This window comes from Agrobacterium sp. NPDC090283, assembly GCF_044769685.1.
Lineage (GTDB): Bacteria > Pseudomonadota > Alphaproteobacteria > Rhizobiales > Rhizobiaceae > Agrobacterium.
Genome location: NZ_JBIVYG010000007.1, coordinates 68,695 through 84,587, shown reverse-complemented (window position 1 = coordinate 84,587; position 15,893 = coordinate 68,695). Strand labels below are relative to the sequence as shown.

15 protein-coding genes and 1 pseudogene are annotated in these 15,893 nt (G+C 59.4%); 12 read left to right on the top strand and 4 right to left on the bottom strand.

Going from position 1 to position 15,893, the window contains the following annotated elements:
* Positions 1 to 6: 6 nt before the first annotated feature.
* The gene (locus tag ACIQUH_RS12510) at positions 7 to 1,086 is read right to left on the bottom strand and encodes a LacI family DNA-binding transcriptional regulator (RefSeq protein ID WP_400815370.1); all 1,080 of its coding nucleotides are present in this window, start codon (positions 1,084 to 1,086) and stop codon (positions 7 to 9) included.
* 239 nt (positions 1,087 to 1,325) lie between these two features.
* Here ACIQUH_RS12510 and ACIQUH_RS12505 point away from each other — a divergent pair, with 239 nt between their 5' ends.
* The 8 genes from ACIQUH_RS12505 (at position 1,326) to ACIQUH_RS12470 (ending at position 9,544) form a co-directional block, all read left to right on the top strand.
* Positions 1,326 to 2,303, top strand: a complete 978-nt coding sequence (locus ACIQUH_RS12505) for a substrate-binding domain-containing protein (protein WP_400815368.1) — start codon at positions 1,326 to 1,328, stop codon at positions 2,301 to 2,303.
* Between the two features lie 117 nt (positions 2,304 to 2,420).
* A complete protein-coding gene (locus tag ACIQUH_RS12500; RefSeq protein ID WP_400815366.1) occupies positions 2,421 to 3,911 on the top strand; it encodes a sugar ABC transporter ATP-binding protein in 1,491 nt (496 codons plus the stop codon).
* A complete protein-coding gene (locus ACIQUH_RS12495) occupies positions 3,904 to 4,920 on the top strand; it encodes an ABC transporter permease (protein ID WP_400815364.1) in 1,017 nt (338 codons plus the stop codon). Before ACIQUH_RS12500 ends, ACIQUH_RS12495 begins: the two co-directional genes overlap by 8 nt.
* Entirely contained in the window at positions 4,917 to 5,912 is a 996-nt protein-coding gene (locus ACIQUH_RS12490; protein ID WP_400815361.1) for an ABC transporter permease, read from the top strand. Before ACIQUH_RS12495 ends, ACIQUH_RS12490 begins: the two co-directional genes overlap by 4 nt.
* Before the next feature lies 1 nt (position 5,913).
* Entirely contained in the window at positions 5,914 to 6,765 is an 852-nt protein-coding gene (locus ACIQUH_RS12485) for a sugar phosphate isomerase/epimerase family protein (RefSeq protein WP_400815359.1), read from the top strand.
* Positions 6,766 to 6,802: 37 nt separating this feature from the next.
* Positions 6,803 to 7,468: a nucleoside triphosphate hydrolase gene (locus tag ACIQUH_RS12480; RefSeq protein ID WP_400815357.1), complete on the top strand. Its 666-nt coding sequence runs from the start codon at positions 6,803 to 6,805 to the stop codon at positions 7,466 to 7,468.
* Between the two features lie 61 nt (positions 7,469 to 7,529).
* Positions 7,530 to 8,399 carry a sugar phosphate isomerase/epimerase family protein gene (locus ACIQUH_RS12475; RefSeq protein WP_400815354.1) on the top strand — a complete coding sequence of 290 codons (870 nt, stop codon included), beginning with the start codon at positions 7,530 to 7,532 and terminating at the stop codon, positions 8,397 to 8,399.
* Between the two features lie 149 nt (positions 8,400 to 8,548).
* Positions 8,549 to 9,544 (top strand): hypothetical protein, encoded by a 996-nt coding sequence (locus ACIQUH_RS12470; RefSeq protein ID WP_400815352.1) that lies wholly within the window; start codon positions 8,549 to 8,551, stop codon positions 9,542 to 9,544.
* A 48-nt stretch (positions 9,545 to 9,592) separates the two neighbouring features.
* On the opposite strand, the pseudogene ACIQUH_RS12465 reads toward ACIQUH_RS12470, so the two are convergent.
* The 3 genes and pseudogenes from ACIQUH_RS12465 to ACIQUH_RS12455 form a co-directional block, all read right to left on the bottom strand.
* Positions 9,593 to 9,737: pseudogene (locus ACIQUH_RS12465) on the bottom strand (curlin); the annotation flags it as partial.
* Between the two features lie 48 nt (positions 9,738 to 9,785).
* Positions 9,786 to 10,595 carry a cyclase family protein gene (locus ACIQUH_RS12460; RefSeq protein WP_400815349.1) on the bottom strand — a complete coding sequence of 270 codons (810 nt, stop codon included), beginning with the start codon at positions 10,593 to 10,595 and terminating at the stop codon, positions 9,786 to 9,788.
* 135 nt (positions 10,596 to 10,730) lie between these two features.
* Positions 10,731 to 11,939: an MFS transporter gene (locus ACIQUH_RS12455; protein ID WP_400815348.1), complete on the bottom strand. Its 1,209-nt coding sequence runs from the start codon at positions 11,937 to 11,939 to the stop codon at positions 10,731 to 10,733.
* A 262-nt stretch (positions 11,940 to 12,201) separates the two neighbouring features.
* Here ACIQUH_RS12455 and ACIQUH_RS12450 point away from each other — a divergent pair, with 262 nt between their 5' ends.
* From ACIQUH_RS12450 to ACIQUH_RS12435, 4 genes are all read left to right on the top strand, one after another.
* Positions 12,202 to 14,145 (top strand): ABC transporter ATP-binding protein/permease, encoded by a 1,944-nt coding sequence (locus tag ACIQUH_RS12450; protein WP_400815346.1) that lies wholly within the window; start codon positions 12,202 to 12,204, stop codon positions 14,143 to 14,145.
* A 165-nt stretch (positions 14,146 to 14,310) separates the two neighbouring features.
* Positions 14,311 to 15,123 carry a nickel-binding protein gene (locus ACIQUH_RS12445; RefSeq protein WP_400815344.1) on the top strand — a complete coding sequence of 271 codons (813 nt, stop codon included), beginning with the start codon at positions 14,311 to 14,313 and terminating at the stop codon, positions 15,121 to 15,123.
* A 130-nt stretch (positions 15,124 to 15,253) separates the two neighbouring features.
* The gene (locus ACIQUH_RS12440; protein ID WP_400815342.1) at positions 15,254 to 15,511 is read left to right on the top strand and encodes a type II toxin-antitoxin system ParD family antitoxin; all 258 of its coding nucleotides are present in this window, start codon (positions 15,254 to 15,256) and stop codon (positions 15,509 to 15,511) included.
* The gene (locus ACIQUH_RS12435; protein ID WP_400815340.1) at positions 15,508 to 15,870 is read left to right on the top strand and encodes a type II toxin-antitoxin system RelE/ParE family toxin; all 363 of its coding nucleotides are present in this window, start codon (positions 15,508 to 15,510) and stop codon (positions 15,868 to 15,870) included. The genes ACIQUH_RS12440 and ACIQUH_RS12435 overlap by 4 nt, the downstream gene beginning before the upstream one ends.
* Positions 15,871 to 15,893: the final 23 nt, after the last annotated feature.

Below are 15,893 nucleotides of genomic sequence, written 5' to 3'. Positions count from 1 at the left end.
CCGCATTCACTTTGCCATACGGCGCAATGCAACCGGGTCCCATATGTCGTCCAGCGGTCCCTTAAGGGCTGTTCGTGGCGGGATGAGCTGCGGTTCGATGATGGTGACTTCAGGCTCCGCCCGGTTTTCTTCCAAGAGGTCGAACCCTTTTTCCAGCATCTGCGCAATATCGGGTTTGATCATGTAAACGGGGAAGGGAAGAAAAGACGCGAAAGGGTCATAGTCGAAGCAGCCGACGACGATGTCGCCGAATGCTTCGCCGTCATGGCGCCCCATGAAACGAAGCAGCCCCTCGAAATTGATCGATGAATTGACGAAAAAACAGCGGGGCAGGCGGCCTCGACGGGCAAAGAACCGTTCGAAAGCCAGTTCCGTCATATGCGGCGAATAGCCTGTTATCTCGATGTCGTCACCGCCCTCAACACCAAAATAATCGGCTTTCGCGGTATGGAAGCCGTCAATACGCTCGCGGCTGGCGTGGTCGTCATGGCCGCCGAACAGGATGACATCGTCAGGACCGAGCGGGCCGCCTTTTGCAGCATGGGCAAGGATCGCCGCTGTCAGAATTTCCGCACCGTGCCGGTTGTCGGAGATGACGGAGGACGCGAACTTGCCGGGCAGGTCGATATTCACATGCGGAAGGGCCGCGCGCGCGCAGACCTGATGAACGCCATCGGGATCGGTCACGCCGGCGATGAAGAGGGCATCGATCGAATAGGCGATCAGGGTCTCGACGGTGCGTCGTTCTTCTTCGGGGTCGCGCCGGCCGGAAACCACCATGGGCGACAGGCCACGTTTGCGGGCCTGTCCCTCGAAGGTTTGCGCCATCGATGAAAAGAACCGGTTGTCATAAACCGGCACCAACAGCCCGACGAGGCCGGATTTCGAACTTCTGAGGCCACGCGCCTGCAGGTTGGTGGTGTAGCGCTGGGCCTTGGCGAGCGAGAGAATCTTGTCTGCGGTTTCTTCCGAAATCCGCCGCTTGCGCCATGATCCGTTCAACACTGCACTGACCGTCGAGGCGGAAGCGCCTGACAATATCGACAAGTCATAAATGGTGGCTTTCTTTGAACTTATGCCCGTCACTGTGATCTCCCCAACTGATTCCGATTATTAGAACACGCATCCCCTTGACGGAAGGGCGCTTCATGATATGGTTGTTGCACCATCGATTGTGCAACTTGGCAATATCGATTGTGCATGATGGTTGCTGTGGGAGTGGCAAGGGAGAGTCTCGAATAAGCGAGATGAGAGATTTTGAACGCGTCCGGGAAAAACGGGCTGCGGGCGGATTTCGTTTGCCGAATTTTTGAGGAGGAACATCAATGAAGAAAATTATTGCTGCGGCGGTTGGTCTGTCGCTCGCGTTGCTCTCATCCGCAGCCTTTGCCGAAGGGCCGAAGGTTGGCGTCGTCGTCAAGATCGGCGGCATTCCGTGGTTCAACGCCATGGAAGCCGGCATCAAGGAGCAGAGCAAGAAGCTCGGCGTTGACGGTTTCATGGTCGGTCCCACCAGTGCCGACCCGGCCCTGCAGGTTCGCGCGATTGAAGACCTGATTGCCCAGAAGGTCGATTTCATCGGCGTGGTGCCGAATGACGCCAAGGTGCTGGAGCCGGTGCTGAAAAAGGCCCAGGCCGCCGGCATCAAGGTCATCACCCATGAATCCCCAAAGCAGCTCGGCGCCGACTGGGATTTCGAACTCGCCTCCGCCAAGGGTTTTGGTGAAGCACATGGCAAGCTGCTGGCGGAAAAGATGGGCGGCAAGGGTTCTTATGCCGTCTTTGTCGGTTCGCTTACCGTTCCGCTTCACAATGCCTGGGCCGATGCCGCCATCGCCTATATCAAGGCAAACTATCCGGACATGAAGCTCGTCGGCGACCGCTACGGTGTGGCGGAGGACCTCGACAAGAGCCGTTCGACCGCGCTTGACCTGATGTCGGCCAATGCCGACCTCAACGGCTTCCTCGCCTTCGGTTCGCAGGGACCGATCGGTGCGGGACGTGCGGTTGAAGAGCGCCGCAAGGACGGCAAGGTCTTCGTCATCGGCCCGTTCTCGCCGGGGCAGGGCGCCAAGCTGATCAAATCTGGCGCGCTGACGGGTGGCTTCATGTGGAACCCGAAGCAGGCCGGTGAGGTCTTCATCACGCTCGCCGACCGTATCGCCAAGGGCGAGACACCAAAGGCCGGCGACACTATCGAAGGCCTCGGCACCATCAATCCCGAGGGTAACACCATCGTCGTCGATCAGCTTTTGAAGATCGATAAGGAAAGCATCGACAAGCTCGTTTCCATGGGCCTCTGATCCTCCCCAAGGCCGAAGGCGTCGCGCGGGACACATCGTCCGCGCGACGTCCAACCGAAATTTATGCCGAGCGCCACGTCTGCGATGCTTTCGCGGCGAAAGGAGAGATACGCTATCATGAGCGCAGAACCGCTCCTGTCCCTCAAAAATGTCAAGGTCACCTTTGGTGGCGTGCGCGCCCTGAAGGGTGTTTCCTTCGAGGTCAATCCGGGGGAAGTGCATTGCCTTGCCGGCGAAAACGGCTGTGGCAAAAGCACCCTGATCAAGGTCATTACCGGGGTCTATACGCCGCAAAGCGATGCCGAGCTCTATTTCGATGGCAAACCCATCACCACGATGACCCCGACGCTGGCGCAAACGCTCGGCATCCAGGTGATCTGGCAGGATCTGGCGCTGTTCGATGAAATGACGGTGGCCGAGAATATCGGTTTCCAATATGCGGTGAACGGCAAATTCGGGCTGGTCGACAAGCGCGCAATCGAGAGCGCCGCCGAAAAAGCTCTGGCGCGGCTCGGCGTCTCGTTCGATCTCGACAGGCCGCTCAAGGAGCTGCCGATTGCCCAGCGCCAGATCGTGGCGATCGCCCGCGCGCTGGTTGGCGAAGCCCGTCTCGTTTTTATGGATGAACCCACCGCATCGCTGACGCAGTCGGAGACGGATTATCTGATCGACATCGTCCGTAACCTCTCGGCGTCCGGCGTCGCGGTCGTCTTCGTCTCGCATCGTCTGGCGGAAGTGCTGGAGATTTCGGATCGCATCACCGTTTTGCGGGATGGATCGCTTGTTGGCGTTTTCCCGGTCGAAGGCATGACCCAGTCGCGCGTGACCGAACTGATGACCGGCCGCAACTTCGACAGCGCCGTCATTGCCACCGATCACGATGACAAGCCCGTCGTTCTTTCCGTGCGCGGCCTGAGCCGGGCGGGGGAGTTCGAGAATGTTTCCTTCGATCTGCGGCGCGGAGAAACGCTGGGGATCACCGGCCTGCTCGGAGCCGGGCGCACGGAGCTGGCTTTGACGCTGTTCGGCATGCACCGGCCGCAATCGGGTGAAATCCTCATCGATGGAAAGAAGGTGGATTTCCATTCCAACCGGGACGCGATCCGGGCGGGCGTCGCCTATCTCTCCGAAGACCGGCTCTCGCTGGGCCTGAACCAGCCGCAGTCCATTGCCGACAATCTCGTCATGGCCTCGCTCGACAAGTTGCTGAGTGGCGGTCTCATTTCGCCATCGAAAAAGGCGGATGTCGTTTCCCGCTGGATTTCAGCGCTTGGGGTGAAGATCGGCCTGCCGGAAGATCCGATCCGCACGCTCTCAGGCGGCAACCAGCAGCGTGTGGCGATTGCCAAATGGCTGGCGATCGGGCCGAAAATCCTCATCCTCGATGCGCCGACCGTGGGTGTCGATGTCGGTGCCCGCGCCGGCATCTTCGAAATCGTCCGCAAGCTTGCGGTAGAAGGCCTGTCGATCATCGTCATCTCCGACGAAGCGCCGGAGGTCTATTTCAATACAGACAGGGTTATCCATATGGTCGAAGGCCGGTTCCACGCCACCTATGATCCACGGCGCCTGTCGCTGACCGAACTGGAGGCGGCCATCTATGCGTAGGCTCATCCTCGGACATACGACGGAATTCACGCTGCTTGTAGTTATGGTGCTGCTTTGCACGGGACTGTCTTTCGCCACCGACCGTTTCCTCACGATATCCAACGCCTTCGATGTGCTGAATGTCTCGGCGGTCAACATCATCTTTGCGGTCGGCCTGCTTGTCGTGCTGATCTCCGGCGGTATCGACATTTCCTTCGCGGTCGCGGCCTCCGTCGTTCAATATGTGACGGTGCTGGCGCTCAATGCGCTCGGCGGCGGCAACTGGGCGGAAGGTTTCATCATCGCCGGTGCCGTTGGCCTCAGTCTCGGTTTCGTCAACGCCTTCCTCGTCTGGCGGCTGAACATCATTTCCATCGTCGCAACCATCTCCACCTTCAACATCTTCTTCGGCCTGTTGATGTTCTTTACCAAGGGCGTGTCGATCTATGACCTGCCGGAATGGCTTTCGACGCGCGTGGTGTTTTACGAACGCGAAATGTCCGATGGTTCCTGGGTGGAACTGACGCTGCCCGTCGTGGTCATGATCCTCTGCTGCGTCGCCACCTGGTTCATGATTTCGCGCACCACCGTCGGACGCAAGCTCTATGCCTTCGGTGACAATCCCGAAGGGGCTCGCCGCTTCGGCATCAATATCGGCGCGATGCACTACATTTCCTTCGGCTGGCTTGGCCTGATGGCGGGCATTGCCGGGCTCATGCAGGCGCATTACGCGCAGGAGGTGGTGCCAAACGCGCTTTATGGTCGCGAGCTGGATGTGCTTGCTGCCACCGTGCTTGGCGGCGCGCGGCTCGGCGGCGGCAAGGGCTCCGTCATTGGCTGTGTGCTCGGGGTGCTGATGGTGTCGATCACCCAGAACGGCCTCAACCTGATGGGCGTGTCGCCCTTTGCCTTCAAGATGATCGTCGGCGCCATCATTCTCGTCGCCATCACGCTCTCTTCGACCCGCTTCGACAAGCTTCTGCCGAGTGCGCTCCGCACATTCACGAAAAAGGGGAGCGTGCAGCGATGAACAGCCTCATCCGGAAATTCAACGCGATCTTCGGGGCCGACATGGCGGGCCCGGTGATTGCCTTCATCGCTGTCATGCTCATCTTCGGAACCTTTGCGGACAACTTCCTGTCGCTTGCGACATTCGGTTCGGTCGCCTTCCAGCTGCCTGAACTTGGTTTGCTGACTTTGGCGATGCTGCTGCCGCTGCTGACGGGCGGGATCAACCTTTCCGTCACCTTCGCCGCCAATCTGTCCGGGCTCGCCGCAGCCTGGGTGCTGCAGGCCCATGGTGGGGTGGATGCGCCGCCGAGCGCATTCCTGCTTGCCTGCCTTGCCGCACTTGTCACCGGCGGAGCCGCCGGAGCGATGACGGGAGCGGCGATTGCCTACACCCGCGCGCACCCCATTCTGGTGACGCTGTCGATGATGATCTTCCTGCGCGGACTGGGCGAGTTTCTGACGCGCGGCGGCGATGTCTCCGGTTTCCCGGCCTATATGGCGCCGCTGGGTCATGGAACGCTTCTCGGCCTGCCGATCCCGCTTCTGATTTTCATCGTCTGCGTCGGCCTCTGGCATGTGCTGTTGACGCGCACCAAGCTCGGCTTCGGCCTGTTGATGATCGGCTCTAACATCGAGGCCGCACGTTATTCCGGCCTCAACACCCGCAAGATTCAGGTGCTCGTTTATACGCTTTCGGGTCTGATGTGTGCTGTCGCCGGCATCATCATGCTTGCCCGTTTCAACTCCGTCCGTGTCGGCCATGGGGAATCCTATCTGCTGATCACGGTGCTGGCGGCCTTTCTCGGTGGCATCAATCCGTTCGGCGGTTTCGGCCGGGTATTACCCGTCTTCGTCGCGCTCATCGTGCTGCAGCTCCTGTCGTCGGGCCTCAATCTTCTCGGCGCCAACCAGCATCTGGCCACCGCGCTGTGGGGCGTTCTGATGATCGTCGTCATGGCGGCGCGCGGCCTGTTTTCAAGCTACTTCGCATCTCTCAGAAAGAAGGTATGACGTGAAAGGCCTCGGTGTTCACGCAATGATGTGGTCTCTGAAATGGGACCATGAAAATGCCGCCCGGGCCATTGCCGGTGCAGCCAGCTATGGTCAAGACTTTATCGAAATCCCGCTTGTCGATATCGCGTCCGTCGATGCGGAACACACGCGCAGCCTGCTTGAGCAGCATGATCTCAGTGCTGTCTGTTCGCTCGTGCTGCCGGAACCGGCCTGGGCTTCTGTCCGTCCGCAAGCCGCTGTCGAGCATCTCAAGGCCGCCCTCAACAAGGCCGCCGCCATGGGGGCGAAGGCGCTGACCGGGGTCACCTATGGCGGCACCAATGAGCGCACCGGTTTTCCGCCGACGCAGGGTGAATATGACAATCTGACAAGGGCGCTCTCCGAAGCCGCCGGTCACGCAAGAACGCTCGGCCTGCAATTCGGCATCGAGACCGTAAATCGTTACGAAAACCATCTGCTCAACTCCGCCGAACAGGCGGTGGCGCTGGTGGAGCGCATCGGTGCCGACAATATCTTCATCCATCTCGATACCTTCCATATGAACATGGAAGAAAAGGGGATTGCCAATGGCATCATCGCTGCCCGCAACCATTTGAAATATATGCATATGTCGGAAAGCGACCGCGGTACGCCGGGTTTCGGCAACGTCGCCTGGGACGAGGTGTTTTCGGCGCTCGCGGCCATAAGGTTCAACGGCGTCCTTGCCCTTGAGGGCTTTGCCGCAATGCCGGTGGAGATGGCGGGCGCGATTTCGACGTGGCGGCCCGTCGCGGCCAGCACTGAGGAGTCCCTGGAGAAGGGGCTGGCCTTTCTACGCGACAAGGCAAATCAGTACCGGATTTTCGAGTAGCCGGTGGCGATAACCACTTTTCGAGGCGAGGAGCACCTTGAGTAAAATTGACGATAATGCCGGTGAAATTGCCGGCCTCGCGCTGAAGCGTTTTGCGGGCTCGAATGGCCAGCGCGTGATGATTGCGATTGCCGGCGCGCCCGGATCGGGAAAATCAACCATTGCCGAACGTGTGGTCGATGCCCTGAACGCGGGCAACGGTGTGTCCGCTGCGCTGTTTCCGATGGATGGCTTTCATTATGACGATGCCGTGCTTGAGGCGATGAACCGCCGAGCCTTCAAGGGTGCCATCGATACCTTCGACGCGCATGGGCTGCGCCATATGCTTGAACGTCTCAAGGCTAATGAGGACGATGTCGTTGCCGTGCCGGTCTTCGATCGCGCCATCGAAATTGCCCGCGCCGGCGGCCGGCTGATCCCGCAATCCGTCGATATCATCGTCTGTGAGGGCAATTATCTCCTCGCCAGAGAGGTGCCATGGGATCGTCTCAAACCGATCTTCGATCTCACTGTCTTCGTCGATGTCGACGAGGACGATCTGCGTGCGCGGCTGCGGGACCGCTGGCGGAGCTTCGGTCTCGGCGAGGATGAGATCAACCGCAAGGTGGAGGAGAACGATCTTCCCAATGGCCGCTTCATCACGTCCACAAGCGCGGAGCCGGATATTCGCATCAGAAATCCGGGAAAAAGCACCGCGTCCTGAGCCCGCCTGAACCACTGCGCCTCCCTATTCAAAGCGAAACAGAAAAGCGAAAGAGACCCCCATGAAACACGGCATCTATTATTCTTACTGGGAACATGAGTGGAGCGCCAAGTTCGGTCCCTATATCGAGAAGGTCGCCAAGCTCGGTTTCGACATCATCGAAGTCGCCGCACACCACATCAACGAATATAGCGACGCCGAACTTACGACCATCAGGCAGAGCGCCAGGGATAACGGCATCATCCTCACCGCCGGCATCGGCCCATCGAAAACGAAGAACCTGTCGTCGGAAGATGCTTCGGTGCGTGCGGCCGGCAAGGCGTTTTTTGAACGGACCCTTTCCAATGTCGCCAAGCTCGACATCCATACCATCGGCGGTGCGCTGCATTCCTATTGGCCAATCGATTATTCGCAGCCCGTCGACAAGGCAGGCGATTATGCGCGCGGCGTCGAGGGCATCCACGGCATTGCCGATTTCGCCAATGATCTCGGCATCAATCTGTGCATCGAAGTCCTCAACCGCTTTGAAAACCATGTCCTCAACACGGCGGCCGAAGGCGTCGCTTTCGTGAAGGATGTCGGCAAGAACAATGTGAAAGTCATGCTGGATACCTTCCACATGAACATCGAGGAAGACAGCTTTGGCGAGGCCATCCGAACGGCTGGCCCGTTGCTGGGCCATTTCCACACCGGAGAGAGCAATCGCCGCGTACCGGGCACGGGCAGGATGCCGTGGCACGAAATCGGCCTTGCGCTGCGTGATATCAACTACACCGGTGCAGTCGTCATGGAACCTTTCGTGAAGACTGGCGGCACCATCGGCTCGGATATCAAGGTGTGGCGTGATCTCAGCAATGGAGCCGACAGTGCAAAAATGGACGAGGATGCCCGTAATTCGCTGGCATTCTCCCGCTTCGTCCTTGGTGGCTGATTTGCGATAATGTCCTGACCGGGCGGCGGCGATTTGCCGTCGTCCGGTTCGGCGCTGCCACTATTCGCGAGTTGAACAGGCCATCGCTTGCGGCTAAAGCTCCAGTGTCTCTTCAGGATCAAGACGATCCGCCCAAGGCCGCTGGTTTCATGATCCCTGTCGCACTGCCATCCGTTGAAGCGCTGCTTTTCCTCGCCTTCCTTCTCGTCACGACCTTCGTCTGGGTCGTCTGGACACTGGGGCTTGTCCTTCGATATGCGGCCGGACGCTGGAAACGGCCTATGATCCTGCCCTATGGGCTGGTGACCGCTGTCGCAGTTTTCACCCTGTGGCAGATCGGCGATTTTTATCTCCAGATGCATGCCTATGACAAAGAGAGAGCCGCGCGCTACAGCCCGGAACTCTCGGAACCCATACGCCTTGGCCAGATCGATATGCCCAAGGGCACGAAACTCGAATTATCGGTCGCCGATACACCGGAATCCTTCAATCGCGCCCTGTTTCCGCATCCCGTTTCCGTCGCTGGTACCGATGCCGTGGAGATCGTCCGTTATATTTCGATCAAAACCAACGAGAATTACGAGACGATCGGCTTTACCCCTGACAATATGCGGATAACCGGCAGGGGCGTGACCACCCAGAGCGGCTGGCGTTGTGACGCGACACAGCCCCTGCAATTCGACCTGAAGCCCGATGGCGGCATATCCGCCTTCAGCACATGCATTCTCGCCGATGGCAATGTCGTCGACGGCATCACCCTGCCGAAAGGCACGTTCCTGCGGTCCTCAACCGGCAATGTCTATACCGATGGCTTTATCGATTCCGACAGATGGGTTCTCGATACGCCGGAAGGCCAGATCGTCCGGATCGATAATTTCGATCTTTCGGAGGCAACGCTTGCCCTTGATGGCGAGCGCAAGCTTCACGAGGTCAAAAGAGGGGTGTTGTCAAAAGATGCGACGCTTGGAGCGTATCACCATGCCGCCGGCAGCACTATTCGTTATAATCCCCGGCATCTTCGCAATGACTATCCCGGCGCGTGGCTGATAGCTCCGCCTCTGCCTGCTTCCGATGCGCCACCGGTTCCGGCCCAGAATATCGTGCAGGGCAGAGACGGAAAGCTTCTGGCCGTCCTTACGAATTGAGCCCATGCGGCGGTGAAGTGCCCGAGTTATGGCTGTCCGGCAATTGCCTTACCAGCCATAACTGAAAGGTCAGGCCACTGCCATTGCCGCCATCCTGCACCACATTGGTGTCGGTGTTGCGCCCGTACTGGAAAATGCCATAGGCATTGTTGTTGCCGTTCTGCTGCAGCGTCGCGGAATGGCCGTTGCCGCGCGTTCATGCGCCGGCGGCGGCATGTTGCTGTTGCAGAGTGTGCCGGTCTCAGACCAGAGCCAAGATACGCGCCGGCCCACCCGTCCCGCCGCTATGCTTCGGTGCGCCGACAATCACGGTCGCGCCCTTGACCGGCAGAGCCTCAAGGTTGTTGATGCCCTCGATCCCGTAGCGCCCCGCCGGCAGCCAGGAATTGTGGACGGCGAAATCCGCCGAATTGCCGGGGTCCAGTGAAAGCGTGTCGACGCCGATAGCGACCGTGTCGCGCTCGAGCAGAAGATCGGTCGCGGACTTGCCGAAACCGGGGAAGGCGAATTTTCCGGCATCGTCATTGCGGAATGACGGGCTTTTCACCTTGGTTGCCCAGCCGGAGCGCAAAGCCACGAGCGCACCTGCCGGTATGTCGCCATTCGCAGAGATCCAGCGTTCGATGTCTTCGGCCTCGACGGTGGAATTGGCATCCTCTTTCGCACGGTCGGTGATGTCGATGATGACCAGTGGCGCGACGAGTTTCTGCGGCTCCAGCTGATCGACGCTCGCGCCGTTGGCGCTGAAGTGGAAGGGTGCATCGATATGCGTGCCGGTATGTTCGTAGATGGTGAGCTTGTGGAGCTGATAACCGTCCTTGGCGATCTCCGCTGCCCATTCGAACTCTATTCCCGGTTTGCCGTCGAATGTGGGAAATGTTGAATCGTAGCTATGGGTGAGATCGATGACCTGCCGGGGTGATTGCGCCAGCACCGGGGCCGCGAGGCTGCCCGCCGCCATTGCCGTTGCTCCGGCCACGGCGCCCTTGAACAGCAGGCGCCGTGACAGCATGTTCCGTTTCACGTTCTCGATCACGCAGGTATTGCACATGCCTCAGTCCCTCCATTGGAAATCCCTGCGCAAGCGTAACGCAAAGGTGGAGTGACGCAAGGCAGGAGTCTTGCTGATTTTTGACCCGTGTTTACGTGGCGGTTTGTGCAAACCGCCACCCGTTTGCCGCAGCGCTTAGTCAGCGCGCTGCAGCAAGGCGAGAGCGGCGGTGGCTGCAGCCAGGATCGCAGTCAGAGCCAAAGGAGCAGTCGCGCCGTAGGAATCGACGATGTAGCCGCCGAAAACCGCACCGATACTGATAGCCACCTGAAAAGAAACGACCATCAGGCTGCCTGCTGCTTCCAGGGCGTCGGGGGCGCCGCGGGAGAGGTTGGTCGGCAGTACGACGGGCGCCATGCCGAAGGCAAGGCCCCAGAGGGCAACGAGAGCAAATGCGGCACCGGTATGAGCGCCCCAGAGAACGAGGGCGAGCGTCGCAAATGCCATCAGGGCGGCGGTGACGGTGAGTGCGAGGCGGATACTGGTGTCAGCCATTCGGCCCCCCGCGACATTGCCGATCACGGAGGCGACGCCAAACCCGAGCAGTGCGAGTGCAATCGGCTTGGTCCCAAGCAGCGTCACCTGTTCCAGGAAAGGACGCACATAGACCGAGCCGGCGAAATGGCCCGTCATCAGCAACAGGATTGCAAGCATCCCCAGTTGGACACTGCGCCGCCGCGTCAGCCGGAAAACGTCGGAAAGACTGTTGCTGGTACTTGCCGGCAGCGACGGCAAGCTAAGGACCTGCAGCAGCATGGCAATGACAGCAAGCCCCGCCGTCATCGACATGGCGATGCGCCATCCCAGCCAGTCGCTGATCAAGGCACCCATCGAAGGGGCGGCGATGGTGGCGAGCGAAACGCCGAGGGTGACGATAGCCATGCCGCGCCCGGTCGAATTCGCACCGACGAGCCGCGAGACAACGGCAACCGACAGCGCCCAGAAACCACTGAGCGCGATGCCCAGCCCGGCCCGGCCTACCAGCAACAGCCAGAAATCGGTCGCGAAGGATGCGAGAACGTTGGAGGCGATCGCCAGCACGCTCAGGCCGACAAGCACTGTCTTTCGGTTCAGCTTGCCGATGAGAACATTGCTCAGCAGAGCCGCCACCGCGCCTACGGAAGCGGTGGCCGTGACGACCTGCCCGGCCGTACCTTCGGTGATCCCGAGATCGCGCGCCATGGGCGTCAGAAGTCCCGCTGGCAGAAACTCGGCCGATACCAGCGCAAAGCTGGTGGCCGCCATCGAAAGAACCGCGAACCACGTTGCCGCAGTCCACGCGGGTTGCTCGTCGGTATCAAGGGGAATCGTCGTCCCGTCAAACTGTGATGTCGTGTCCGTCATGTTGTCTCTCCTTGAGTTGAGAGAGTCTTAGATGAATTTTTTCGGATGATATGTACCTAAAAATCCGAAATTCATGCCTATTCGTCCGAAACTTGTGCGCCGCACAACGGTCACGCTTGCATGCGCGCATCTCAGGGCCGTGGCCTGACTGGAAAGCAAGCGGGCGCTGTGCGGAACGCGGGCCGGTCATGTTCCGCCCGCTATCAGCTCGGTACGCGTTCCTGACCTGCAACTTTTCAAACCGCCACTCGTTTAAGCGTTCATGACCGATGCTGACGCAAACCCGAAACCAGTCGATGGCACCGGCCAGAATGGTGCAGAGAATTCACATGCTAACGCCGCCGCCGCCGATGATCCCATTCCGCCGGCGGAAGAACCTGCTCTGGGTTTGACACCCGAGGAGGCCGAGCAGGCTCGCAAGAAATATCTGCTGAAGCGCTTCTGGATCAGCGCGCGAGGTTTCTGGAGCCGTCGCGGCGATGGGCTGGCATGGCCATTCTCCATCGGGCTGCTGGTGATGATCGGCATTAATGTCGGTTTCCAATATGGCATCAACGTCTGGAATCGCGGGATTTTCGACGCGATTGAAAAACGCGATGCATCCACGGTTTATTTTCTCGCCTCCATATTCCCGCCGCTCGTTTTGGGAAGCGTGCTGATCGTGACATCGCAGGTCTATGTCCGAATGCGGATCCAGAGGCGCTGGCGGTCGTGGCTGACGAAGGTGCTGGTCTCCCGGTGGACTGCAAATGGCCGCTATTACCAGCTCAATCTGATTGACGGCGACCACCAGAACCCGGAGGCGAGGCTTTCGGAAGATATGCGGATCGCCACCGAAGCGCCGGTGGATTTCATAGCGGGCGTCATCGCCGCCTTCGTGTCGGCCTCGACTTTCATCGTTGTCCTGTGGACGATCGGCGGTGCGCTGACGCTGCCGATCGGTGGGATATGGGTCACCATCCCCGGCTTTCTCGTGGTGGCGGCAGTGATCTACGCGCTGATCACGTCAAGCTCCATCGCATGGATCGCCCGGAACTTCGTCAGGGTTTCCGAGGTCAAGAACCAGCTTGAGGCGGAGTTCCGCTACACGCTGACCAGGGTCAGGGAAAATGGCGAGAGCATTGCCCTGCTTGGCGGCGAGGAGGAGGAGCGAAGCGACCTCGACAGGAGGTTCCGCAATGTTCGGCACCAGTGGAAGCAGATGGCGCAGCAATATATGCGCACCACCGTTGTGTCGCATGGATCGATGTTGATTGCGCCCGTCGTCCCGGTTCTGCTCTGCGCGCCGAAGTTTCTCGATGGAAGCATGTCCCTCGGTCAGGTCATGCAGGCGGCATCGGCTTTCACCATCGTTCAATCCGCCTTCGGCTGGCTGGTCGATAACTATCCGCGGCTGGCGGATTGGAATGCCTGCGCACGGCGCGTTGCATCCCTGATGATGTCGCTTGACGGGCTCGAGCGGGCCGAACAGAGCGATACGCTTGGCCGGATCGTGCGTGGTGAGACGGAAGGCGAAACAATGCTCAGCCTCAAGGATGTTTCCGTTTCGCTGGGCGACGGGACGGCCGTCGTCAAGGAAACCGATGTCGAAATCGGACCGGGAGAAAGGGTCCTTGTCGCGGGAGAATCCGGCTCCGGTAAGAGCACGCTTGTTCGGGCAATCGCCGGCCTGTGGCCATGGGGTGGGGGCAGCGTGCGTTTTCGCGCCGACAGCCGGCTTTTCATGTTGCCGCAGCGGCCATATATTCCGTCCGGCACATTGCGCCGGGCGGTCTGCTATCCGCAGGCGGCCGAGAACTGGACGCTTGAAGAGATAGGGGAAGCTCTCGAAAAGGTCGGTCTTGGCCACCTCAAGGACAAGGTGGAGGAGGAGGCGCCGTGGGACCAGACGCTGTCGGGTGGTGAAAAACAGCGGCTGACTTTCGCTCGCCTGTTGCTGAACGATCCCGATATCATCGTCATGGACGAAGCGACCGCGGCTCTGGACGAAAAGAGCCAGGACAGGATGATGCAGACGGTGATCGATGAATTGCCCGACGCCACGATCATCAGCGTGGCGCATCGTGCCGAACTTGAAGCCTTCCACAGCCGAAAGATAACGCTGGAACGTCGGGACGGCGGCGCAAAGCTGGTCAGCGATATCCACCTCATTCCTCGCAAGTCCCGATCCGGTTCCCTGCTGCGGCGCATGGTGAAACGCAGGTAAAAGGCCATTCGGCTCCGCAACCCCGAAAGTATAACGCGAACGAATATCGCTCTTTCCGGTGCTTCCCTCCTGTCCGGCGTCACCCGTAAGAACGATGGACGCTCGTTCGGTGAAGTCGTAAACTCGCCGGCAGAGGAGGCAACGATATACTCTCGGGAGGAAACAATGCCTATCTTCATGGACCGGCACGAGCTTGCCGGAGTTTCAGCGGCGGATATTGCCGCGGCACATCTTAAAGATCTCAACATTCAGGATCAGTATGGCGTCAGGTTCTTGACCTATTGGTTTGATGAAAGGCGCGGTACTGCCTTTTGCCTTATGGATGCCCCGGATGCCGAAACCGCACAGTGCGTGCATCGGGAAGCCCACGGTTTTATCGCCAGTGAAGTCGTGGAAGTTGCCCTGTCGGCCGTAGAAGCGTTTCTCGGGCGAATACAGGATCCGGTAGCGGTCGGGCCTGTTTTGAAAGACATGGACGCCGGTCACCGCGCGATCCTTTTCACCGACATTGTCGGTTCGACCGAAATGACGGCCCGCCTCGGCGATCGTATGGCGACGGAACTCGTCCGGGCGCATGATGCGCTGGTGCGTGGCTGTCTGGGACGACGATCGGGACGGGAGGTCAAGCACACCGGTGATGGCATAATGGCAGTGTTCTCCTCGACGCCATTTGCGGTCGATTGCGCCATTGATATCCAGCGCGAGTTCCATCGTTATAACAGCGACAAGGGCGAGCCCATTCACATCCGCATCGGACTGGATTGTGGTGAGCCAATCGAAGACAGCAATGATTTCTTCGGCACCACCGTGCAATTGGCCGCAAGGCTTTGCGCTGCCGCCCAGAGCGATCAGATCCTGATGTCGGACAAGACCTTCCAGGAATATGGCGGCGCCGATGTCCTCGTCTATGGTCATCGCTACAGGCTGAAAGGATTTTCCGAGCCGGTCCTCGCCTATCGTTGCGAGTGGCTGCACTAGCTTCGGCTGGCGCTGCCACCGGAGACGCCACACCGTCCTTGCGCCCTGTGCGAGTTGCTGGCTTGCCGTGATGAATATTGACAATATATGCTACGCTTTCCATAGTTGCGGAGAGCGAAAGGAAAAGGCCATGCCGTCAGGTAGCATTCACGTCAAGGTCAGCGGCGCATTGCAGGACCATATTCAGCAGCAGATTGGCGATGAAGGTCTTTATGAGAATGCGAGCGAATATATTCGAGCGCTTATTCGGCGTGACCTACAAACCCGCGACGAGGCATGGGATGCGCTACAAAAGGAACTTGCTCCCGCCATGCGTGCGGATGATAGCCAGTTTGTAGCCGTCTCGGCTGACGATGTCATCGGCCGAAACAAGCGTCGCTCGTTATGACAGCTTATCGCTTTTATGCGCCTGCCGACGCCGCACAGGATAAAATCTGGCGTGATACGGTGGATGCCTGGGGCGAAGCGCAGGCTGAGACCTATATACGTGGCCTGCACGCGCATTTGCAGCGTCTCTGCGACAACCACCTGCTTTGGCGGCGCCTTCCCCAAAGGCTTGCCGTTCCCGGTGACATCACGCGCGAGGCCTATTTTAGCCGGTATGAGCATCATTATTTATTTTTCCGAGAGCTCGATAACGGCGACCTGGGCGTGATGAGTATCCTTCATGAGCGGATGGATATGGCCGTACGCCTGAGAGAAGATCTCACAGCGCTCGACGCCAGAGGCATTATCCAGACCGGCTAGAGCCCCGGAAACGATCCATCATG